A 21,844-nucleotide genomic window follows, 5' to 3' on the forward strand; every position below is an offset into this window, starting at 1 on the left:
AATCGTGGTCTCAACTCCTTGGCTCACAGAACGACATGGCTACGATCCGACTTGATCTCGTGCGGGACCTGGGCGGCCATGAGCGCGTGCGGGGTGGCGGACTGGCGGCCGGGGCGGCCGCGCCGGCAAGGTGGCCAGGGGGCGGGGCCCACACAAGCGCCGAGGGCCGGCGCGGGGCCGGCCCTCGGGGCGTCGCGACGTGCGGGATCGGTCAGCGCGCCGTGATCCGCAGCGCCTCGGGGGTGCTCGGGACGCCGGTCGCCGTCGTCGGCTGGAGGGAGCTGGAGCGCGCCCACCGCACGATCGGGCTGGGGTAGAGCCCCAGCGCCAGCAGCAGCACCGCCGCGCCGACGATCACCGAGCGGGTCCACGCCGGGGTGTCGGGGAACGGCGCCGCGTCGGCGGGGCGCGGCCGCATGAACATCACCATGATCACGTAGAGGTAGTACCCCGCCGAGATCACCGACGTGATGACCAGCAGCACCGCCAGCCGCGTCTGCGGCGCCGGCGCCTTGAGCGCCGCCTGCAGCAGATACCACTTGGCGAAGAAGCCCATCCCGCCGGCCAGCGGGAAGCCGAGCAGCGCGAGCATGAACACCGCCATCGCGATGGCCAGCAGCGGGCGCACCGAGAAGAGCCCCGACCACTCGCGCACGTCCTGCGGCCGCTCGGCGCCCTCGGCCAGCGCCATCACCACCGCGAAGGCGCCGACCGTCGCCAGCGTGTAGGCGAACAGGTAGAACACCATCGCCGCCGCGCCCTCGGTCGTGTTGGTGACGAGGGCGACCAGCAGGTACCCGGCGTGGGCGATGCTCGAGTAGGCGAGCATGCGCTTGAGGTTCCGCTGCGACAGGGCGATCAGGTTGCCGAGGACCATCGTGAGCGCCGCCAGCCACCACAGCACCGAGTGCCAGCGCACGAACACCGGGCCGAACCCCTCCATGAACACGCGGGCGAAGCTCGCGAAGGCGGCCGCCTTCACCGCGGCCGCCATGAAGGCGGTGAACGGCGTCGGCGCCCCGTCGTAGACGTCCGGGGTCCACATGTGGAAGGGCGCGGCGGCGACCTTGAAGGCGAAGCCGACCAGCATGAGCGCCAGCCCGATCACCGCCATCGACCCCGGCCCCGGCGGCGACGCGGCGAGCGCGCTGCCGATCGCGGTCAGGTTGGTCGCGCCGGTGGCGCCGTAGACCAGCGCCACGCCGTACAGCAGGAAGGCGGTCGAGAAGGCGCCGAGCAGGAAGTACTTGAGCGCCGCCTCGGCCGAGCGCGCGCTGCGCCGGTTGATCCCGGCGAGCACGTAGACCGCCACCGACATGACCTCGATCCCGAGGAAGACGAGGATCAGGTCGCGCGCGCCGGCGAGGAGCATCATCCCCGACGCCGCGAGCAGCGTGAGCGCGTGCGACTCGACCGCCACCGGCTCGGCGCGCCGCCCGTAGTCGTCGGCCAGCGCGATGCTGAGGATCGTGCCGACGAGGATCACCGCGTCGGTCGCCCAGCGGAAGTTGTCGATGGCGATCGGGCCGGGGCCCGCCGTGATCCCCTGCACCGCCATCCCGGCGATGGCGGCGAGGGCGGCGAGGCACACGCCGATGGCGCCGACGCCGACCGGCCGCCCCGAGGCCCCCTCGGGGCGCCAGACGCCCCAGAGGAGGAGGGCCATCGCCCCCCCCATGACGATCAGGTCGGGGAGGAGCGCGGTGACGAGCGAGGCGGGGACGGACAGGTCGAGCGGCATGAGGTCAGGGCTGGCGAACCGTGCTGGTGTCGGGCAGCGCGGCCACCTGGGCCCCGCGCTCGACCTGCTGCACGAGGCGGGCGGCGGCCGGCTCCATCCGGCGCAGCACCGGGCCGGGCGCGAGGCCCAGCCAGAGGATGGCCACCGCGAAGACGCCGACCACGGCGAGCTCGCGGCGGTTCAAGTCTACCAGGGTCGCGTTCGCCTCGCTGCGGAGCGGGTTGAAGAGCACCCGCTGCACCCCCCAGAGCAGGTACGCGGCCGCGAACACGACGCCCGTCGAGGCGAGCACCACGAACAGCGGCGCCGTCTGGTACGCCCCGAGCAGCGTCAGGAACTCGCCCACGAAGCCGTTGGTCCCGGGGAGCCCGATGCTGCTGAGCGCGACGAGCAGGAAGAACGCCGAGAAGACGGGCACCGAGCGCGCGATCCCGCCGAACTTGGCGATCTCGCGGGTGTGCGCCCGCTCGTACAGCATCCCGATCATCAGGAAGAGCGCCCCGGTCGAGATGCCGTGGCTCACCATCACCATCAGCGCGCCCTGGATGCTCTGCTCCGTGAGGGCGAAGATCCCGAGCATCACGAACCCGAGGTGGCTGACGCTGGAGTAGGCGACCAGCTTCTTGAGGTCGGGCTGCACCATCGCCACCAGCGCCCCGTACACGATGGACACCACCGCGAGGCCGAGCACCAGGGCGCGGATGGTCGGGTGCATCGCCGCCGCCGGGAAGAGCGGGAGCGCGAACCGGAGGAACCCGTAGGTCCCCATCTTCAGCATCACGCCGGCGAGGATCACGCTCCCCGTGGTCGGCGCCTCGACGTGGGCGTCGGGGAGCCACGTGTGGAACGGGAAGAGCGGGACCTTGATCGCGAACGCCAGGAAGAACGCGCCGAACAGCCAGAACGTCGCCGGGCCGGCGTGGCGGAAGTTCGCGAGGATGTGCTCGTACCCGAAGCTCGTCGCCCCCGTCCCCGCCCACAACCAGATGATGGCGAGGAGCATGAGGAGCGAGCCGAACATCGTGTACAGGAAGAACTTCACGCTCGCGTAGGTGCGGCGCTCGCCGCCCCACATGCCGATGATGAAATACATCGGCACCAGCATGATCTCCCAGAACACGTAGAACAGCAGCAGGTCGAGCGTGGTGAAGACGCCGACCATGCCGGTCGTCAGCACGAGCAGCAGGACGTAGTGCGTGCGCAGCTTGGTGCGCACGCTCGTCCAGTCGCCCATGATGGCGAGCGGCATCAGGAAGGTCGTCAGCAGCACCATGAACAGCGAGATGCCGTCGACGCCGAGGGTGAAGCGGGCGCCCCAGTCCGCGATCCAGGGGAGGTCGACGCGGAACTGCCACGCCGGGTCGGCCGGGTCGAAGGCCCACCACATCCCCGCCGAGAGGAGCGCCTCGACCAGCAGCGTGCCGAAGGCGATCGCCCGCACCCGGCCCCCGTCCACGTACTCCTCCTGGGTCTCGGGGTGCAGCGCTGGTCGGCAGGCGATGCCGATCAGCGCCGCGCCCGCGAGCGGGACCAGCAGGAGCGCGGGTAGGATCCAGGTGGCGTATTGCACGGCGGCGAGCCAATCACGCATGAGCCGACCTCCCGGTGGAGTCGTCCCGTGCCGCATGCGTCCGGTGGGGCGCACGCGTCACGCGACGGTGACGCGGAACGAACCGGTACTGCGCCTCGATACTGCACCCGGGTACAGGGTGCCGGAAGGAGCGCGCGTGCGGCGTCGGGACGGGCCCCCGAGGGGCTCCGGGAGACCCCCTACGGAAGGGCGGCGGTGGGCGGGGCGGCGGCGGCCGTCTCGGCGCCGCGGGTGACCTGCTCGACGATCCTTTGGGCGGGCCCCTCGATGCGGCGGAGCACCGGGCCTGGGGCGATCCCGAGCCAGAGGATCGCGACGACGAAGCCGACCATCGCCACGAGCTCGCGCCGGTCGAGGTCGCGGACGTCCCCGGCCTCGTCGGCCGTGCGGGGGTTGAAGATCACGCGCTGCAGCGCCCACAGCAGGTAGACGGCGGCGAGGATCACCCCCGTCGTCGCCAGCACGGCCGGGATCGGGTAGGCGCCGTAGGCGCCGATCAGGACCAGGAACTCGCCGACGAAGCCGTTGGTCCCGGGGAGCCCGATCGTGCTGAGGGCGACCACGGTCAGCGAGGCCGCGAACAGCGGCGCCACGCGCGCGATCCCGCCGAAGCGCTGGATCATCCCGGTGCCGCTCCGGTCCTGGAGCATCCCGACCAGCAGGAACAGCGCGCCGATCGACACGCCGTGGCCGATCATGACCATCATCGCGCCCTGGATGCTCTGCACCGTGAGCGCGAAGATCCCGAGCACGACGAAGCCGAGGTGGCTCACCGACGCGTACGACACCAGCTTCTTGAAGTCGGGCTGCACCATGGCGACCAGCGCGCCGTAGATGATGCCGGCCACCGCCAGCCCGATGATCGTCAGCCGCAGCGTCGGGTCGAGCGCCGCCGCCGGGAAGAACGGCAGCGCGAAGCGCAGGATGCCGTAGGTGCCGACCTTGATGCCGAGCGCCACCGCCCCGCTGGTCGGCGCCTCGTGCTGCGCGTCGGGGAGCCACGTGTGGAACGGGAAGAACGCGCTCTTGACCGCGAAGGCGGTGAAGAAGCCGAGGAAGAGCCAGGTCTGCGCGGTCTGGCCGATGGCGCCGCGCGTGGCGATGAGCAGCGCGTCGAGGTTGAAGCTCTGCGACCCGCCGGCGACCCACAGGGCGATGATCGACACGAGCATCAGCAGCGAGCCGATGAACGCCGCCAGGAAGTACTTGTGGCTCGCCCGCGCGCGCTCGCGCCCCCCCGAGATCCCGATCATGAAGTACATCGGGATCAGCACCAGCTCCCAGCACACGTAGAACAGGAGCAGGTCGAGAGCGAGGAACACGCCCAGCGTGCCGCTCATGAGGATGAGCAGCAGCCCGTAGTAGCTCCGGACCTTGCTGCGCACGTTGTCCCAGCTCGCCAGCACCGCCAGCGGCATGAGCAGCGTCGTGAGCAGCACCATGACCAGCGAGATCCCGTCGACGCCGAGCGTCAGCCCGGCGCCCCACTCCGGGATCCAGGGCAGGTCGATGCGCGCCTGCCAGCCGGTGACGCCCGGGTCGAAGATCGCCCACAGGCCGACCGACATGAGCGCCTCGCCGATGAGCACGATCATCGTGAGCACGCGCACGTCGCGCCACGGCGCGAAGCCGGGGGCCGCGCCGGGGCGGGCCGTCCGGCCGAACATGAAGATCAGCAGCGCCCCGAGGAGCGGCCACACCATCAGCGCGGGCAGCACCCAGGCGTCCAGGCGCAGCGCGGCGAGCACGTCTCGCATTCCGCGTTCAGTCGTTCGAGGGAGAGGGGGCCGGGCGGGGTGCCGGCGGACGGCTCATCGGAACGCGACCGCGCCGATCACCACCAGCGCGCCGACCGCGACGATCCAGGCGTAGTTGCCGACGTTCCCGGTCTGGATGCGGGCGCCGGCCCACGCCACCCCCCGCATCAGCGCCGCGCTGCCGTTGACGATCACGCCGTCGATCAGCCCGACGTCCAGCCCGCGCCAGAGCACCTTCCGCGACAGCGCGATGGTCGGCTCGACGAGGTAGCGGCCGATCCCGCGGTCGACGTAGTACGCCTGCCGCACCGCCGCGCCGAGCCCGGTCTCCGCCGCCTCGGCCTCGCGCTTGGCCAGCAGCGGGCCGCGGTAGCGCACGACCGCGAAGCCGATGCCGAGGACCGACACCGCCACCGCGGCCCCGATCAGCGCGTACTCGGTCGCGTGCGACAGGTGCGCCACCTCGCCGCCGGCCAGCGTCGCGCTGGCGCGGGCGACCACGGGGGCCAGCCACCGGTCGAGCAGCGCCTCCGGCCCGAGTGCGTGCAGCACCGCCGGCAGGTTCAGCCACCCGCCGAACACCGTCAGCACGCCGAGCACCGCCAGCGGCCCGGTCATGATCCACGGCGCCTCGTGCAGGTGCGGGCGCTCGCCCTCCCCGGTGCGGTTGGCGCCGTGGAAGGTGTAGAGCATCATCCGCGTCATGTAGATCGCGGTGATGAGCGCGGTCACCAGCCCGAGCACGTAGATCCCGTAGAGGATCGCCGACCCCGGGATCCCGAGCAGCCGCAGCTCGCCGATCGCCGAGTGGCGCGCCGCCCCGTAGACGGCGCCGAGGATCTGGTCCTTCGAGAAGAAGCCGGAGAAGACCGGGACGCCGGCGATCGCCAGCGTCGCCGCCCACATGAGCGCCCACGTCACCGGCATGTGCCGGCGGAGCCCGCCCATGTTGCGCATGTCCTGCGCGTCCTCCTCGCGGTGCGTGTGGTGGTACGCCTCGTGGAGGGCGTAGATCACCGAGCCGGCGCCGAGGAAGAGCAGCGCCTTGAAGAAGGCGTGCGTCGCGAGGTGGAACACCGCCGCCGAGTACGCCCCGACGCCCGCGGCCACGAACATGTAGCCGAGCTGGGAGACCGTGGAGTACGCGAGCACCTTCTTGATGTCCCACTGCTTGAGGCCGATCGTCGCCGCGAACAGCGCCGTCAGCGCCCCGGTGAGCGCGACCAGCAGCGACGCGAACGGCGCCAGCGCGAACAGCGCCCCGCTGCGGGCGATCAGGTACACGCCCGCCGTCACCATCGTCGCCGCGTGGATCAGCGCCGACACGGGGGTCGGGCCGGCCATGGCGTCGGGGAGCCAGATGTAGAGCGGCAGCTGCGCGCTCTTGCCGGCGCACCCGAGGAACAGGAACAGGCAGATCGCGGTGACGAGCGCGCCGTTGGCCACCAGCCGCGTGGCGGCGGCGTCGACGCCGGCGTAGTCGAGCGTGCCGAGGTTCGCCCACAGGAGGAACATCGCCACCAGGAAGCCGAAGTCGCCGACCCGGTTGACGATGAACGCCTTCTTGCCCGCGTTCGCGTTGCTCTCGTCAGAGAACCAGAAGCCGATGAGCAGGTAGGAGCAGAGCCCCACCCCCTCCCAGCCCACGAACAGCACGGGGTAGCTCCCGCCGAGCACCAGCACGAGCATGAAGCAGACGAACAGGTTCAGGTACGCGAAGTAGCGCGAGTACCCGGGGTCCGTCCGCATGTAGCCGATGCTGAACAGGTGGATCAGCGTCCCGACGCCGGTGATGATCAGCGTCATCAGCATCGACAGCTGGTCCAGCTGCAGCCCCCAGTTGATGCGCAGCTCCCCCGCCGGCATCCACGACCCGTAGGTGCGCACGAAGGCGCCGGCCGTCTCGAGCGACGGACCGGCGGCGCGCATGGCCAGGAAGATCGCCGCCGCCAGCACGAAGGCGATCCCGACGACCAGCGGCCCGACGACGCTCGACAGCGCGTTCCACCGCCGGTGGAAGGTCGTGGCCTCGGCCTCGTACGCCTCCTCGTGCGCCATGTCGGTGTGCCCCGCCTCGGGGTCGTGCGACACGTCCTCCGGCCCGGCGTGGTACGCCGGGACGATCGAGAGGAGGCCGTTGATCACGAAGCCGAGGAGCGGCAGGAGCGGCAGCATCCACACGTACTCCGCCACCGTCCCCGCGAGCGGGTGGGCCGCCGGCGACGCCTCGGCCGCGGCCTGGAGCAGGGCGAGCATCATCAGCCCCGGAGCAGGTTGATGTTCTGGAGCTCGACCGTGCCGAAGTGCCGGTAGACGGCGATCACGATCGCCAGCCCGACCGCCGCCTCGGCGGCCGCCACGGTCATCACGAACACGACGAAGACCTGCCCGAGCGCAGCGCCGTGCATCTTGGACAGCGCGACGAAGCTCAGGTTCACGGCGTTGAGCATCAGCTCGACGCACATGAAGATGATGAGCGCGTTCCGGCGGGTGAGCACGCCCACGACGCCGATCGTGAACAGGATGGCGCTGAAGAAGAGGGCTTCGGCGATCATGCGCGCCTCTGGCGCTTGGCGAGCACCACGGCGCCGACCACCGCGACCAGGAGCAGCACGCTCGTGATCTCGAAGGCCAGCAGGTGCTCGGTGAAGAGGAGCTCGGCCACCGGCGCGACGACGTTGGTCTGCGGCGTCGCCGACGGGGCCACCTCGGGGATGCGCCCGGCGCGCGAGAGCACCAGCAGCTCGGCCAGCATCACCACCGCGACCGCCGCGGCGCCGAGCCGGACCCCCGGCGTGCGGAAGTCGGGGGCGTCGGTCTGCCCGAGATTCAGGAGCATGACGACGAACAGGAAGACCACCATGATGGCGCCGGCGTACACCAGCACCTGGATCGCCCCGACGAACTGCGCGTCGAGCATCACGTAGAGCGCCGCCAGCGCGAACATCGTGTTCACCAGCCAGAGGGCGGCGGCCACGGGGTTCTTGCGCGTCACGAAGAACAGCGCCGACGCGACGGCGATGATCCCGAAGAGGTAGAAGTGGACCTGGTACAGGAGGCTCATGCGCTCACTCGCCCTTCGGGTCGGCGGGGTCCCACAGGTCGCTCACCGGGTGCGTCTGCGCCATGAGCCGCTCCAGGTCGTAGACCATCCCGTCGCGGCTGTACTCGGCGTTCTCGTAGTGCCGGCCGACGTGGATCGCCTCCTCCGGGCACACCTCCTGGCAGTAGCCGCAGAAGATGCAGCGGAACTCGTCGATCTCGAACACCAGCGGGTAGCGGTTCCCCTGCTCGTCCTCGCCCGGCACCAGCTTGATGCAGTTCGCCGGGCAGACGGTCGGGCAGAGGCCGCAGGCGACGCACTTCGCCTTGCCGGTCTCGGTCGTGAGCATGCGGTGGGTCCCGCGCCAGCGCGGCGAGAGGTCCCACTTCTGCTCGGGGTACTGGATCGTCACCTGGTGCCGCTTCTCGCGGTTGACCAGGTGCTTGAACGTCTGCGCCATCCCCTTGAGGGTCGCGCGCACGTAGCTCACCTGCTCGACGGGGCGGTCGAGCACCTTCACGTTGATCGCCATGTCAGTCGGCCGCCTCGCCGGCCAGCTCCGCCACCGGGGCCCGCCGCCCCTGCCGCACCTCGAACGCGCGGGCGCGCAGGCGCGCCACCTCGGCGGCCCGCGCCCGCCCGCTCGCCGGGCTGATGAGCCGCCCGCGGTCGAGCCAGACGAACAGGATCACCAGCAGCACCAGGTTCATCGCGAACAGGATCCCGCCGTACAGCGGGCCGCGCGCGACCCCGGCCGCGTCGAGCGCCAGGATCGCCGTCGCCACGATCACGATGTAGGCGAGCGCCACCGGCAGCATGACCTTCCACCCCAGCGACATCAGCTGGTCGTAGCGGAAGCGCGGCAGCGTCCAGCGGATCCAGATGAAGGTGAAGAGGAAGAACAGCGTCTTGGCGCCGAAGCTCGCCAGCGTCGCCAGCGACTTCAGCACGCTGTACGGCGCCTCGTTGTCCCAGCTCGTGAACGGGATGTCCCACCCGCCGAAGAACAGCGTCACCATCAGCGCGCTCTGCGTGATCATCGCCGAGTACTCGGAGATGAAGAACATCGCGAACGCCATCCCGCTGTACTCGGTGTGGTAGCCGGCGATCAGCTCCGACTCGGCCTCGGGGAGGTCGAACGGGAGCCGGTTCGTCTCGGCGAACGCGGCGACCATGAAGACGAAGAACGCGACCGAGAGCGCGAACACGTTCCACCCGGTCACCGCCTGCTGCCGGATGATCGCGCCCAGCGACACGTTGCCGGCCAGCAGCAGGATCGGGATGGTCGACATCCCCATCGCGATCTCGTACGACACCATCTGCGCGCTCGAGCGGAGGCCGCCGAGCAGCGAGTACTTGTTGTTGGACGCCCAGCCGGCCAGCGTGATCCCGTACACGCCGAGCGACGAGATCGACAGGATGTAGAGGAACCCGATCGGCACGTCGGCGACGACCATCGGGATCAGCCCCCACGGCGTCGGCAGCGGCGCGGCGAACGGGATGACCGCGAAGCTCACCAGCGCGGGGACGAACGCCAGCGCCGGCGCCAGCCAGAAGATCGGCGCGTAGACGAACCCCGGCGACACGCGCTCCTTCATGAAGTTCTTGAGCCCGTCCGCCACCGGCTGCAGCAGCCCGCCGGGCCCCACGCGGTTCGGGCCGTGCCGGTCCTGGATCCACGCCGAGATCTTGCGCTCGGCGAGCGTGAGCAGCGACACCAGCCCGAGCGTGACGGCGAAGACGACCAGCATCTTCACGACCGTCGCCACGAAGAAGGTGCCGTTGCCGGGGTGCTCGACCTGCGGGTCGTACGACTGCAGCAGCGCCAGCGCCGCGAGTGGCGTCGTCATGCGGCCCCCGCGAGCGCGGGCTCGGCCGCGAACCGCTCGGCGTCGGCCACGGGGAGCCCGCGCAGCCCCAGCGCGTCGTACGACAGCCCGGCGAAGCTCGGCTGCGCGGCGGCCAGCGCCGCGAAGGCGTCGGCGGCGGTGAAGTAGCCCTCCCCGTCGCCCATCGCCGCCAGCAGGTCGCCGAGCACGTACCAGCTCGGGCGCGCCAGCCCGTGCGCGGCCTTGGCCTGGAGGAAGCGCTGCACGCGCCCGCGGAGGTTGGTGAAGGTCCCCTCCTCCTCCGCCATGTTGGTGATCGGCAGGACGACGTCGGCGCCGGCGGCCCACGTCGGCACCGTGGTGCCGACCACCAGCACGCGCACCCCGGCGGGGAGCGTCGGCGCGAGCCCGGCCAGCTCCTCGTCGGCCACCACCAGCACGTCGTCCGCGCCCAGCCCGTCGAGCACCGCACCGATCTCGCGCCGCTCGAAGCCGAGCAGCTCGGCGCCGATGACGTTGGCCGCGCGGTCGGCGCGCAGCGCCAGGTCGGGGACGCCCACCAGCGGCGCCTCGTCGCCCGTGCGGACGGTGAACACGCCCGTGCCGCCGGTGCGCGCGACGACGCGGGCGAGCAGCCCGAGCGCCTCGTTGGAGAGCATCGGCGACGCGAGTACGCGGGCGCGGCGCCCGTTGAGCAGCGCGGCCGCCTCGCGCAGCGCGACGTCCCAGTCGGTGGCGGCCAGCTCGGTGCCGCCCCGCGCCGTCTGCGCGCGCACGTACGGCAGCTCGGCGCGGTCGCGCCGCTCCAGCCAGCGGTAGTCGAGCCGCCCCTGGTCGCAGAGGAAGTACTGGTTCACCGCCTCGTTGGCGCGGGGGCGCATGCGCACCACGGTGTCGTCGCGCGTCTCGAGGATGCTGTTGCACCCCTGCGTGCAGTTCGGGCAGACCGACGCCGTGCGGTCGAGCTCCCAGGCGCGCGCCTTGTTCAGGAAGTCCTTGGAGACGAGCGCGCCCACCGGGCAGAGGTCGATCACGTTCCCCGACCAGGCGTGCCCGCCGAGGTCCGCCTCGGGGTGGATGCCGATCGTGGCGCGGTCGCCGCGCTCGCTGACGTTCAGCACCGGCTCCTGCGCGACCTTGTCCATGAATCGGACGCAGCGCGTGCAGAGGATGCAGCGGTTGGTGACGTACAGGACGTCGCCGCCGAAGTCCTCGACCGGGTTGAAGCGCTTGGGCTCCAGGTAGCGCGAGTCGGCGCGCCCCTCCTGGAAGGTGTAGTCCTGCAGCTCGCACTCGCCCGCCTGGTCGCAGATCGGGCAGTCGAGCGGGTGGTTGATGAGGAGGAACTCGAGCACCCCCTTCCGCGCCTCGAGCGCCTTGGGGGAGTGCACGTGCACGACCTGCCCCTCGCCGACGGCGGTGGCGCAGGCGGGGGCGAGCTTGGGGAACTTCTCGACCTCGACGAGGCACATCCGGCACACGCCGGCCACCGGGAGTCCCGGGTGGTAGCAGTAGTGCGGGATGAGGATGCCGGCGGTCTTCGCCGCCTCGAGGATGCTCGTCCCCTCGGGGACGACCACCGGCCGCCCCTCGATGGTGAGCGTGACCTGCTTCACGTCGGCCATGGCGTGGTCCCGGTCAGACCGTGGGCCCGGCCGCGCGCGGCGCGGCGGCCGCGGTGGCGGTGCCCGCGAAGCTCACGACGTTCGGGCTGGCCTTCAGCTTGGCCTCGAACTCGTGGCGGAACTTCTTGAGCCCGGAGACCACCGGCGTCGCGCACGAGTCGCTGAGCACGCAGATGGTCTTGCCGGTCATGTTGTCGGCGATCGAGAGCAGCGTGTCGAAGTCCTGCGCCACGCCGTCCCCGGCCGCGATGCGCTCCAGGATCTTGGTCGTCCAGGCCGTGCCCTCGCGGCACTGCGAGCACTGCGCGCAGCTCTCGTGGGCGTAGAAGCGGCAGAGGCGCGCGATCTGGCGCACCATGTCCTGCCGGTCGTCGAACACGATGACGCCGCCCGAGCCGAGCATCGAGCCGGCGGCGACGAAGCCCTCGTAGTCCATGACGGCCGTGCGGCACTCCTCGGCGGTCAGGAACGGCACCGACGAGCCGCCGGGGATGACGGCCTTGATCTCGCGCCCCTCCCCCGCCCCGCCGCACAGGTCCCACAGGAACTCGCCGAAGTTGAAGCCGAGCGGCACCTCGTAGTTGCCCGGGCGCGCGACGTTGCCGCACACGGAGAACAGCTTGGTCCCGACGCTCTTCGGGTTGTCGGGGCGCCCGAACTGCTTGTACCACTCGGCCCCATTGTTCAGGATGTGCGGCGTCGCGGCCAGCGTCTCGACGTTGTTGATCGTCGTCGGCTGCCCGAACAGGCCGGCCACCGCCGGGAAGGGCGGCTTGATGCGCGGGTTCCCGCGGCGCCCCTCCAGCGAGTTCATGAGCGCCGTCTCCTCGCCGCAGATGTACGCGCCGGCGCCCTGGTGGACGTGCACGTGCACCGTCTTGCCCGTGCCGAGCGCGTTCTCGCCGATGACGCCCGCCGCGTACGCCTCCTTCACCGCCGCGCGCACCTGCTCCAGCGGCTCGGTGAACTCGCCGCGGATGTAGATGTACGCGACGCTGGCGTAGATCGCGTACGCGCCGAGCGCCACGCCCTCGACCAGGGCGTGCGGCGTCCAGCGCATGATCTCGCGGTCCTTGAACGTGCCGGGCTCCGACTCGTCGGCGTTGCAGCAGAGGTAGTGCTGCTTGCCGTCGGGCTTCATGAAGCTCCACTTCACGCCCGTCGGGAATCCGGCGCCGCCGCGGCCGCGCAGGCCGGAGTCCTTGACGATCGTCTGGATCTCGGCGGGGTCCATCTTCAGCGCCTTCTCGAGCGCGACGTAGCCGCCGCGGTCGCGCCACCCCTTGAGGGTGCGCGCCTCGGGCTCGCCGAAGTGCTTCGAGAGGACGGGGGTCTCGCGGGGGTGCGAGGGGTGCGGATAGCCCATGGTCAGGGAAGCGCGGCCAGGATCTCGGGGACGCGCTGGGGCGTCACCGACTCCAGGAACTGCTCGTTGATCATCACCGGCGTGGCGAAGCCGCACGCGCCGAGGCACTCGACCTCGATCACCGTGTAGCGCCCGTCGGCCGAGGTCACCCCCAGCTCGCCGCACCCGGTGTGCTGCAGGAAGGCGTCGACCACCCCCTCGGCGCCGCACACGTGGCAGGGCGTGGTGGTGCACACCTGGATGAAGTATTTCCCCACCGGGTGCTGGTGGTACATGGTGTAGAACGTCACCACGCCCTTGACGTACGCCGCGGTGAGGTCGAGCGCGTCGGCCACCTCGGCCATCGCCTCGTCGCTCACCCAGCCGCGCTCGCGCTGCACGATCCAGAGCGCGGGGAGCAGCCCGGCCATCTTGTTCGGGTAGCGCGTCAGCAGCTCGTCGAGCTCCGCGCGCGGCGCGGTGCCGGCGGCGAACACCGGCGCGTACGGGCCGTGGTCGTCGTGGTGCGCGCCGTGCGACGCCAGCGCGTCGGGCGACGGCTTCGGGGTGGACGGGCCGTAGGTCACCGGTCCACCTCGCCCATCACGATGTCGATGCTGGCGTTGATCGCGATCACGTCCGAGAGCAGGTGCCCCTCCACCATCTTCGGGATGGCCGAGAGGTTGATGAACGCCGGCGGGCGGATGCGCCAGCGCACCGGCTTGCTGGTCCCGTCCGAGACCATGTAGTAGCCCTTCTCCCCCTTCGGGCTCTCGACCGCGACGTAGCACTCGCCGACCGGCGGGCGCGGCCCCTCCATCACCAGCTTGAAGTGATGGATCATGCTCTCCATCTCGCTCGTCGCCTTCGACTTGGGCGGGAGGATGATGCGCGGGTCCTGCACGTTCACCGGGCCGTCGGGGAGCCGGTCGACCGCCTGCTGCAGGATGCGGATGCTCTGCAGCATCTCCTCCATGCGCACCAGGTAGCGGTCGTACACGTCGCCGTGCGTGCCGACCGCGACGTCCCAGTCGTACGTCTCGTAGTCGAGGTACGGGAAGTCCTTGCGCACGTCGTAGGCGACGCCCGAGGCGCGGAGCATCGGCCCCGACAGCCCGTAGTTGATCGCCTCGTCCGACGTCATGACGCCGAGGCCCACCGTGCGCCCCACCCAGATGGCGTTGCGGGTGAGCATCTTGTCGGCTTCCGCGAGCGTGATCGGGAAGCCCTTGATGAACTTGCGCAGCCCGTCGACCCAGCCGTCGGGGACGTCGGCGACCATGCCGCCGACGCGGGTGAGCGACGTCGTCAGGCGCGCGCCGCACCACCCCTCGAGCAGGTTGTAGACGTTCTCGCGCTCCTGGAACGTCCAGAGGAACGGGGTGAACGCCCCCATGTCGACCGCCGTCGTCCCCATCCAGACGAGGTGCGACATGATGCGCGAGAGCTCCATCGCGATCACGCGCAGCACCGTGCAGCGCGGCGTGATCTCGATGCCGAACAGGCGCTCGGCGCCGAGCGCGAAGGCGACGTTGTTCCCCGGCGAGTTGAGGTAGTCCTCGCGGTCGGTCCAGGGGATGATCTGGTTGTACTGGCGGTACTCGCCGATCTTCTCGAAGCCGCAGTGCAGGTAGCCGACGTGCGGGATGCAGCGCACGACGGTCTCGCCGTCGAGCTCCAGCACGAGGCGGAGCACGCCGTGCGTGGCCGGGTGCTGCGGGCCGATGTTGATCAGCATGTGCTCCCCGCCCATGTCCGGCTCGACGGACGGCGGCGCCTCGAGCGGCACCGCGTGGCCGCGGTCGTCGACGACGAGCGGGGTGCGCTGCGGGCGGCCGTCGGGGCCGATCCCGGAGGTGGAGAGCGCCACCTCGACGGTGCGCGTGGTCGTGGGCATCGCGTCCTCTACTCGCCGGTGCGCTCGCCCGAGGCGAGCCGCTGGCGCATCTCGTCGGGGAGGTCGCTGAACGCCTCCACGACGCTGATCTCCTCCATCGAGTAGCGCGCCTCGGGGTTGGCGGCGAGCGCCTGGCGCAGCTGCTCGGCGCGGCTGAAGCGGCCGCGCAGCGGGAAGTCCTTCCGGAGCGGGAACCCCTCCTTGTACTGCTCCCACATCAGGATGCGGCGCAGGTCGGGGTGCCCCTCGAAGCGGACGCCGAACATGTCGAAGCACTCGCGCTCCATCCAGTCGGCGCCCTTGTGCACCGGCCACACGCTCGGCACCTCGAGCGGCGCGCCCTTGGGGAGCAGCGCCTTGAGGCGGAGGAAGCGGCGGTACGGGAGCGAGCGGAGGTGCCACACGACCTCGAGCGGCTGCTCCAGGTCGCGGAACTCGACGGCCGTGACGTCGACGAGGTAGTCGTAGCGCTCCCCGGCGTCGTCGTGCAGCCACGCCACCATGTCGCGCACGCGCGCCGCGTCGACGACGACGGTGGTCTCGCCCCACACGACGTCGACGCGCGACACGGCGTCGCCGAACCGCGCCCGCAGCGCCTCGGCGCTCGGGTTGGGCGTCCCGCCGCGGTGCGGGATCTGGGTGGGGGTCCGGGGCGCGTCGTGCGGGGCCGCGGACCCCGCGATCTGGATCTGGCTCGTCGGGGTCACGTCAGTCGCGAGGGGAGCGTCGGGCGGCGGCGCCGGGCCGCCCGCGCCCGGTCGTGCGGGCTAGAGCCCCGACCGGGTCTGGTGCACCGAGTTGCCGAAGGGCTCCGACAGCTCGTCGATGGCCGAGGGGGGGATGTAGAGCTGCGAGGCCGGGTCCGGGACGATCTCGTGGCGCAGCGACTCGTCGCGCAGCCGCTCGCCCATCACCTTCTGCTGCAGCATCATGATCCCGTACATCAGCGCCTCCGGGCGGGGCGGGCACCCCGGCACGTAGACGTCGACGGGGATGATCGTGTCGATCCCCTGCACCACCGCGTAGTTGTCGAACATCCCGCCGGTGGAGGCGCAGGCGCCCATCGCGATCACCCACTTGGGCTGCGGCATCTGCTGGTAGATGCGGCGGATCACCGGGGCCAGCTTGAGCGGGACGCGGCCGGCGCAGAGCAGCACGTCGGCCTGCCGCGGGGAGTAGCTCAGGCGCTCCATGCCGAAGCGCGCCAGGTCGTACTTGCTGGCGGCGGTCGCCATGAACTCGATGGCGCAGCACGCGGTGCCGAACGGCATCGGCCACATCGAGTTGGCGCGCGCCCAGTTGACCAGGAAGTCGAGGCGGGTCGTGACCCACCCCTCCTGCGACCCCGGGTCGACGGTCACCACCTGCTTCTCGTCGGGACGGGCGATCAGTCCCATTGCAGCGCCCCCTTCTTCCAGACATAGGCGAAGCCGACCAGGAGGATGCCGATGAAGACGAGCATCTCCGAGAGGCCGAAGAACGACACCTGCCCCGCCGGGCACCCCGCCGGCGTCAGCGCCACGGCGCACGACAGCTGCCGGAACGCGACCCCCCACGGGATCATGAACACGGTCTCGATGTCGAAGATGATGAACAACATCGCGACCATGTAGAACTTCACGCTGAACCGCTCGCGGGCGTCCCCGAGAGGGGCGATCCCGGACTCGTACGGCTGCGACTTCACCGGCGTCGGCCGGGACCGCACGGTCAGCGCGCCGATCGCCAGGATGAGCCCGGCGTTGAGCGCCACGAAACCGAAGAGGAGGAGCAGCGGGAAGTACGCTCGGACCATGTCGGGACGGGTCGGCGGCCGCGCTCGTGAAATTTTTCACGAGCGCCGATTTAACATAACGCGCGGGGACGTTCGGCGACAACCCGAACGCTCCGGGTCGCCGAACGTCCCCGCCCCACGTGCGCGGCGTACGCTCAGCCGCTCAGGACGCCGAAGCCGTAGATGAGCGCCGCCGCCGCCGCGAGCAGCCCGACCATCCACGCGATCGGGTTCGCGCCGCCGCCGGCGTCGGTGCGCGCGACGACCGTCCCCTCGCCCTTCCGCAGGCCGACCGGCGCGTGCTCGAGCCGCCCGTCCGGCTCCGCGCCCATCCCCACGCCCCAGGTGGTCTTCTGGATCGTGTCGGCGCCCCCCAGCGCCGTCTCCGACTGCTCGTAGCGGTCGCTGTCGACCTGCCGGTCGACGGCGCGGTCGGCCACGCCGCCCACCGCCTCGCGCCGCACCTCGCGGTCGGGGTGCCCGCGCTCCCCCGTCTCGCGCGTCTCGCGCGCCGTCACCTGCCGCCCCGATCGCTCGAGGTTCTCGTCCGCCGGTACCCGGTCCTGCGCCATCCGCTCCCTCCGTCGCTGGTCTCGGACCCTGCCTCAGCAGCAAGCGGGCCACCCCCCGTCCGGAGGGTGGCCCGCTCGGTCCCGATCGGCGTCCGGCTCAGCCCGCGTACTCGACGGTCGGCTCGGGGCGCTTGGTCAGGGTCGCCTTGAGGTAGTCCCGGTTCATCCGCGAGATCGTGTCGATGCTGATGAGCTTCGGGCACGCCTCCTGGCACTCGCCGTACAGCGTGCAGTGCCCGAACCCCTCGATGTCCATCTGCTCGACCATCGTCAGCACGCGGCGGAACCGCTCCGGCTGCCCCTGCGGGAGGTGGCCGAGGTGGCTGATCTTGGCCGCCGTGAACAGCGACGCGGAGGCGTTGGGGCACGCGGCCACGCAGGCGCCGCAGCCGATGCACGCCGCGGCGTCCATCGCCGAGTCGGCGTCGGGCTTCGGGATCAGGATCTCGTTGGCGTCGCGCGCCCCGCCGGTGTTGGCCGAGATGTAGCCGCCGGCCTGGATGATCCGGTCGAGCGCCGAGCGGTCGACGACGAGGTCCTTGAGGATCGGGAAGGCGCGCGCGCGCCAGGGCTCGACCCAGATCTCGTCGCCGTCCTTGAAGCTCCGCATGTGGAGCTGGCAGGTCGCCGTCCCCTTCATCGGGCCGTGGGCGGCGCCGTTGATCATCATCGCGCACGAGCCGCAGATCCCCTCGCGGCAGTCGTGGCTGAAGGCGACCGGCTCCTTCCCCGCCTCGACCAGCTCCTCGTTGAGGACGTCGAACATCTCGAGGAACGACATGTCCGGCGAGACGTGGCCGAGCGTGTAGGTCTCCAGCTTGCCGGCGGCCTTCGGGCCCGCCTGCCGCCAGACGTGCAGGGTGATCTTCATTCCGGAATCATCTCCATTGATCCCTCGCTACGCTCGGGATGACCGGCGCCGCGATGGCGCCGGTCACTTGTAGCTGCGGGTCGAGAGCTTCACGTTCTCGTACTCGAGCGGCTCCTTGTGCAGCCGCGGCTCGGCCTGGTCGCCGGCGTACTCCCACGCGGCGACGTACGCGAACGCGTCGTCGTTGCGCAGCGCCTCGCCGTCCTCCGTCTGGTACTCCTCGCGGAAGTGGCCGCCGCAGCTCTCCTCGCGGTGCAGCGCGTCGCGGCACATCAGCTCCCCGAGCTCGATGAAGTCGGCCACGCGCGCCGCGATCTCGAGCTGCTGGCTGAGCGACCCGACCTCGCCGATCACGTTCACGTTCGTCCAGAACTCCTCGCGGAGCGCCCGGATCTCGGTGATCGCCTCGGCGAGCCCGGCGCGGTTGCGCGCCATGCCGCACTTGTCCCACATGATCTTGCCGAGCTGCCGGTGGAACGACGTCGGCGTGCGCTTCCCCTTGATCGACAGCAGCTTCTGCAGGCGCGCCCGCGTCTCGTCGGCCGCCGCCCGGAACTCGGGCGCCGCGGCGTCCACCGGCTGCGGCTTGAGCCCCGCCAGGTAGTCGCCGATGGTGTACGGGATCACGAAGTAGCCGTCCGACAGCCCCTGCATCAGCGCGGAGGCGCCGAGGCGGTTGGCGCCGTGGTCGGAGAAGTTCGCCTCGCCGAGCACGAAGCACCCGGGGACGGTGCTCATCAGGTTGTAGTCCACCCACAGCCCGCCCATCGTGTAGTGGACGGCCGGGTAGATGCGCATCGGGACCTCGTACGGGTCCTCGTCGGTGATGCGCTGGTACATCTCGAACAGGTTCCCGTACCGCTCGGCGATCGTCTTCTTGCCGAGCCGCTTGATGGCGTCGGAGAAGTCGAGGTAGACGCCGAGCCCCGTGTCGCCGACCCCGCGCCCCTCGTCGCACACGTACTTGGCCGATCGGCTGGAGATGTCGCGCGGCGCCAGGTTGCCGAAGCTCGGGTAGCGGCGCTCCAGGTAGTAGTCGCGCTCGTCCTCGGGGATCTGCCCCGGGGCCCGCTTGTCCCCCTGCTTCTTCGGGACCCACACGCGCCCGTCGTTGCGCAGCGACTCCGACATCAGGGTGAGCTTCGACTGGTGGTCGCCGCTCACCGGGATGCACGTCGGGTGGATCTGCGTGTAGCACGGATTGCCGAACGCCGCGCCGCGCTTGTACGCGCGCCAGATCGCCGTGGCGTTGGAATGCTTGGCGTTGGTCGACAGGTAGAAGACGTTGCCGTACCCGCCCGTGGCCAGCAGCACCGCGTGCGCCGCGTAGGTCTCGATCGCGCCGGTCACCAGGTTGCGCGCCACGATCCCGCGGGCGTGCCCGTCCACCACCACGAGGTCGAGCATCTCGTACTGGTTGAACATCTCGACGCCGCCGCGCGCGATCTCCTTCTCCAGCTGCGCGTAGGCGCCGAGGAGCAGCTGCTGCCCGGTCTGGCCGCGCGCGTAGAAGGTGCGGCTGACCTGCGCGCCGCCGAACGAGCGGTTGGAGAGGAGGCCGCCGTACTCGCGCGCGAACGGGACGCCCTGCGCGACCGCCTGGTCGATGATGCTGACCGAGTTCTGGGCGAGGCGGTAGACGTTGGCCTCGCGGGCGCGGAAGTCGCCGCCCTTGATCGTGTCGTAGAACAGGCGGTGGATCGAGTCGCCGTCGTTCTGGTAGTTCTTCGCCGCGTTGATCCCGCCCTGCGCCGCGATGGAGTGCGCGCGCCGCGGCGAGTCGTGGTAGACGAAGCACTTCACGCGGTAGCCGAGCTCCGACAGCGTCGCCGCCGCCGAGGCGCCGGCCAGCCCCGCGCCGACCACGATCACCTCGTACTTCCGCTTGTTGGCGGGGTTGACGAGCTTGACGTCGAACTTGTGCTTGTCCCACTTCCCGGCCAGCGGGCCGGCGGGGACCTTGGAGTTCAGCTCCATGTCGGTCTCAGTGCCCCGCGAGGGTGGAGGTCGGGGCGGTCGTGGAGGCGCCGGCCGGCGCGCCGGCCGACTGCTGCAGCGCGCTCGCCTCGAGCGCCTCGGCGGGGATCCCCTGCTCGGGCGCGGCCGGCTGCACCGCGCCGAAGAAGACGGCGAGCGGCACGACGGCGAAGCCGAGCGCCACGAGCCCGGCCAGCGCGGTGACGATCGGGCGCGCCGTCGGGCGGGCCGCCGGGCGGCTCAGCCCGAGCGTGCGCAGCGAGCTCCAGGCGCCGTGGAACAGGTGCAGCGCCAGCGCGCCCATCGCGAGCACGTAGAACGCCGTGACCCACGGGATCTGGAAGCCCTTCACGACGTTGTTGTACACGTCGGTCGGGGAGTAGTCCGGGTAGATCGTGAGCGTCGTGAAGTGCAGGATGTGGAACACGATGAACGCCAGGAGCAGGAAGCCCCCCCAGCGGATCGTGCGCGACGCGAAGGTCGAGATCTGCGGCTCGTACTTCTGGTACCCCTGCCCCGAGGGCCGCGCCGCCTGCTTCTGCCGCGTCAGCTGCACCGCCGCGACCACGTGCAGGATGACGCTGGCGAGCAGCACCCCGCGCACCGCCCACAGCGCGCCGCCGACGGTGTGCTTGAGGAAGTAGCCGTACGCGTTGAGCTTGGCGGCGCTCTGGAAGACCTGGAGGTTGCCGACCATGTGGCCGACCACGAACCCGACGAGGATCAGCCCCGTCACGGCCATCACGACCTTCTTCCCGATCTGCGACTGCCAGAAGTTGCGAACGAGCTGCATCGCTTGGGTCCGGTGACCCGCCGCGCGACGCGCGCGGCGGTGAAGAAAACGCCGCGGGGCCCCTGGGGCGCCCCGCGGCGTCGCTCGGCTCAGAGCTTGAGGGCGGCCATCGGGTCGCGCACCGCCTGCGCGCTGCTCTCCAGCGCCGCGCGCTCGGCGTCGGTGAGCGTCACCTCGATCACCTTCTGCAGCCCGCCCTTGCCGAGCTTGCAGGGCACGCCGAGGAAGAGCCCCGACATGCCGTACTCGCCCTCGAGCCACGCCGCGCACGGGAGGATGCGGCGCTGGTCGCGGACGATCGCCTCGACCATCTGCACCGCGCCCGCCGACGGCGCGTAGTACGCGGAGCCCGTCTTGAGGTGCTTCACGATCTCGGCGCCGCCGTTGCGCGTGCGGTCGACGATCGCGTCGAGCGTGGCGCGCTCCATCAGCTGCGTCACCGGGATGCCGCTCACGGTCGTGTAGCTGATCAGCGGGACCATCGTGTCGCCGTGGCCGCCGAGCACCATCGCCTGGATGTCGCGCACCGAGACGTCGAGCGCCTCGGCGAGGAAGGCGCGGTAGCGCGCCGTGTCGAGCACCCCGGCCATGCCGATCACGCGCTCGCGCGGGAAGCCGGTGACCTGCTTCGCGACGTGGCACATCACGTCGAGCGGGTTCGACACGACGATCACGATCGCGTCGGGCGACGTCGCCTTCACCTGCTCGCTCACCGACTTGACGATGCCGGCGTTCGTGTTGAGCAGGTCGTCGCGCGACATCCCCGGCTTGCGCGCGATGCCGGCGGTGATGACGACGATGTCGGAGCCGGCCGTCTCGTCGTAGCCGTTGCTGCCGACCACGCGCGAGTCGAAGCCCTCGATCGGCGCCGACTGCCACTGGTCGAGTCCCTTCCCCTGCGGGATCCCCTCCGCCACGTCGACCATGACGACGGTGCGGGCGAGCTCCTTCTCCGCGATGCGCTGCGCGGTCGTGGCGCCGACGTTTCCGGCGCCCACCACCGTGATCCTGTTGACCATTGGGGTCGGGTTG

General features: G+C 70.9%; 20 protein-coding genes. All 20 read right to left on the reverse strand.

From position 1 onward, the window contains the following. Window positions 1-211 precede the first annotated feature (211 nt). The 20 genes from PYV61_RS00845 to mdh all read right to left on the reverse strand — a co-directional run bounded on the left by PYV61_RS00845 (window position 212) and on the right by mdh (window position 21,831). Complete coding sequence (locus PYV61_RS00845) at window positions 212-1,741, reverse strand: NADH-quinone oxidoreductase subunit N (RefSeq protein WP_275827311.1); 1,530 nt, start codon at window positions 1,739-1,741, stop codon at window positions 212-214. A 4-nt stretch (window positions 1,742-1,745) separates the two neighbouring features. Further along, window positions 1,746-3,332: an NADH-quinone oxidoreductase subunit M gene (locus PYV61_RS00850; protein ID WP_275827313.1), complete on the reverse strand. Its 1,587-nt coding sequence runs from the start codon at window positions 3,330-3,332 to the stop codon at window positions 1,746-1,748. Between the two features lie 179 nt (window positions 3,333-3,511). Next, window positions 3,512-5,089: an NADH-quinone oxidoreductase subunit M gene (locus PYV61_RS00855; protein ID WP_275827315.1), complete on the reverse strand. Its 1,578-nt coding sequence runs from the start codon at window positions 5,087-5,089 to the stop codon at window positions 3,512-3,514. 54 nt (window positions 5,090-5,143) lie between these two features. Next, on the reverse strand, window positions 5,144-7,348 hold the full coding sequence (gene nuoL / locus PYV61_RS00860; RefSeq protein ID WP_275827317.1) for an NADH-quinone oxidoreductase subunit L: 2,205 nt from the start codon (window positions 7,346-7,348) through the stop codon (window positions 5,144-5,146). Then, entirely contained in the window at window positions 7,348-7,644 is a 297-nt protein-coding gene (gene nuoK / locus PYV61_RS00865; RefSeq protein ID WP_275827319.1) for an NADH-quinone oxidoreductase subunit NuoK, read from the reverse strand. The genes nuoL and nuoK overlap by 1 nt, the downstream gene beginning before the upstream one ends. After that, the gene (locus PYV61_RS00870; protein WP_275827321.1) at window positions 7,641-8,153 is read right to left on the reverse strand and encodes an NADH-quinone oxidoreductase subunit J; all 513 of its coding nucleotides are present in this window, start codon (window positions 8,151-8,153) and stop codon (window positions 7,641-7,643) included. The genes nuoK and PYV61_RS00870 overlap by 4 nt, the downstream gene beginning before the upstream one ends. Window positions 8,154-8,157: 4 nt before the next feature. Next, a complete protein-coding gene (locus PYV61_RS00875) occupies window positions 8,158-8,664 on the reverse strand; it encodes an NADH-quinone oxidoreductase subunit I (protein ID WP_275827323.1) in 507 nt (168 codons plus the stop codon). A gap of 1 nt (window position 8,665) precedes the next feature. Then, complete coding sequence (gene nuoH, locus PYV61_RS00880) at window positions 8,666-9,982, reverse strand: NADH-quinone oxidoreductase subunit NuoH (protein WP_275827325.1); 1,317 nt, start codon at window positions 9,980-9,982, stop codon at window positions 8,666-8,668. After that, entirely contained in the window at window positions 9,979-11,586 is a 1,608-nt protein-coding gene (locus PYV61_RS00885; RefSeq protein ID WP_275827327.1) for a 2Fe-2S iron-sulfur cluster-binding protein, read from the reverse strand. The genes nuoH and PYV61_RS00885 overlap by 4 nt, the downstream gene beginning before the upstream one ends. Before the next feature lie 13 nt (window positions 11,587-11,599). Then, window positions 11,600-12,952: an NADH-quinone oxidoreductase subunit NuoF gene (gene nuoF, locus PYV61_RS00890; protein WP_275827328.1), complete on the reverse strand. Its 1,353-nt coding sequence runs from the start codon at window positions 12,950-12,952 to the stop codon at window positions 11,600-11,602. Window positions 12,953-12,954: 2 nt separating this feature from the next. Continuing rightward, the gene (locus PYV61_RS00895; protein WP_275827330.1) at window positions 12,955-13,518 is read right to left on the reverse strand and encodes an NAD(P)H-dependent oxidoreductase subunit E; all 564 of its coding nucleotides are present in this window, start codon (window positions 13,516-13,518) and stop codon (window positions 12,955-12,957) included. Continuing rightward, window positions 13,515-14,828, reverse strand: coding sequence for an NADH dehydrogenase (quinone) subunit D (nuoD, locus tag PYV61_RS00900; protein ID WP_275827332.1), 1,314 nt, complete (start codon window positions 14,826-14,828; stop codon window positions 13,515-13,517). The genes PYV61_RS00895 and nuoD overlap by 4 nt, the downstream gene beginning before the upstream one ends. Before the next feature lie 8 nt (window positions 14,829-14,836). Next, window positions 14,837-15,535 carry an NADH-quinone oxidoreductase subunit C gene (locus tag PYV61_RS00905; RefSeq protein WP_275827334.1) on the reverse strand — a complete coding sequence of 233 codons (699 nt, stop codon included), beginning with the start codon at window positions 15,533-15,535 and terminating at the stop codon, window positions 14,837-14,839. 60 nt (window positions 15,536-15,595) lie between these two features. After that, entirely contained in the window at window positions 15,596-16,225 is a 630-nt protein-coding gene (locus PYV61_RS00910) for an NADH-quinone oxidoreductase subunit B family protein (RefSeq protein WP_345785193.1), read from the reverse strand. After that, window positions 16,216-16,620 (reverse strand): NADH-quinone oxidoreductase subunit A, encoded by a 405-nt coding sequence (locus tag PYV61_RS00915; protein WP_275827337.1) that lies wholly within the window; start codon window positions 16,618-16,620, stop codon window positions 16,216-16,218. Before PYV61_RS00915 ends, PYV61_RS00910 begins: the two co-directional genes overlap by 10 nt. A 134-nt stretch (window positions 16,621-16,754) precedes the next feature. Further along, window positions 16,755-17,171 carry a hypothetical protein gene (locus PYV61_RS00920; RefSeq protein ID WP_275827339.1) on the reverse strand — a complete coding sequence of 139 codons (417 nt, stop codon included), beginning with the start codon at window positions 17,169-17,171 and terminating at the stop codon, window positions 16,755-16,757. A 97-nt stretch (window positions 17,172-17,268) separates the two neighbouring features. Then, entirely contained in the window at window positions 17,269-18,042 is a 774-nt protein-coding gene (locus PYV61_RS00925; protein WP_275827341.1) for a succinate dehydrogenase/fumarate reductase iron-sulfur subunit, read from the reverse strand. A gap of 63 nt (window positions 18,043-18,105) precedes the next feature. Continuing rightward, window positions 18,106-20,019, reverse strand: a complete 1,914-nt coding sequence (locus PYV61_RS00930) for a fumarate reductase/succinate dehydrogenase flavoprotein subunit (RefSeq protein WP_275827343.1) — start codon at window positions 20,017-20,019, stop codon at window positions 18,106-18,108. A 7-nt stretch (window positions 20,020-20,026) separates the two neighbouring features. Next, complete coding sequence (locus PYV61_RS00935; RefSeq protein ID WP_275827345.1) at window positions 20,027-20,812, reverse strand: succinate dehydrogenase cytochrome b subunit; 786 nt, start codon at window positions 20,810-20,812, stop codon at window positions 20,027-20,029. A gap of 89 nt (window positions 20,813-20,901) precedes the next feature. Continuing rightward, window positions 20,902-21,831 carry a malate dehydrogenase gene (mdh, locus tag PYV61_RS00940; RefSeq protein ID WP_275827347.1) on the reverse strand — a complete coding sequence of 310 codons (930 nt, stop codon included), beginning with the start codon at window positions 21,829-21,831 and terminating at the stop codon, window positions 20,902-20,904. Window positions 21,832-21,844: the final 13 nt, after the last annotated feature.

Source organism: Roseisolibacter sp. H3M3-2, assembly GCF_029211165.1.
In the GTDB taxonomy this organism is placed as follows: domain Bacteria; phylum Gemmatimonadota; class Gemmatimonadetes; order Gemmatimonadales; family Gemmatimonadaceae; genus Roseisolibacter.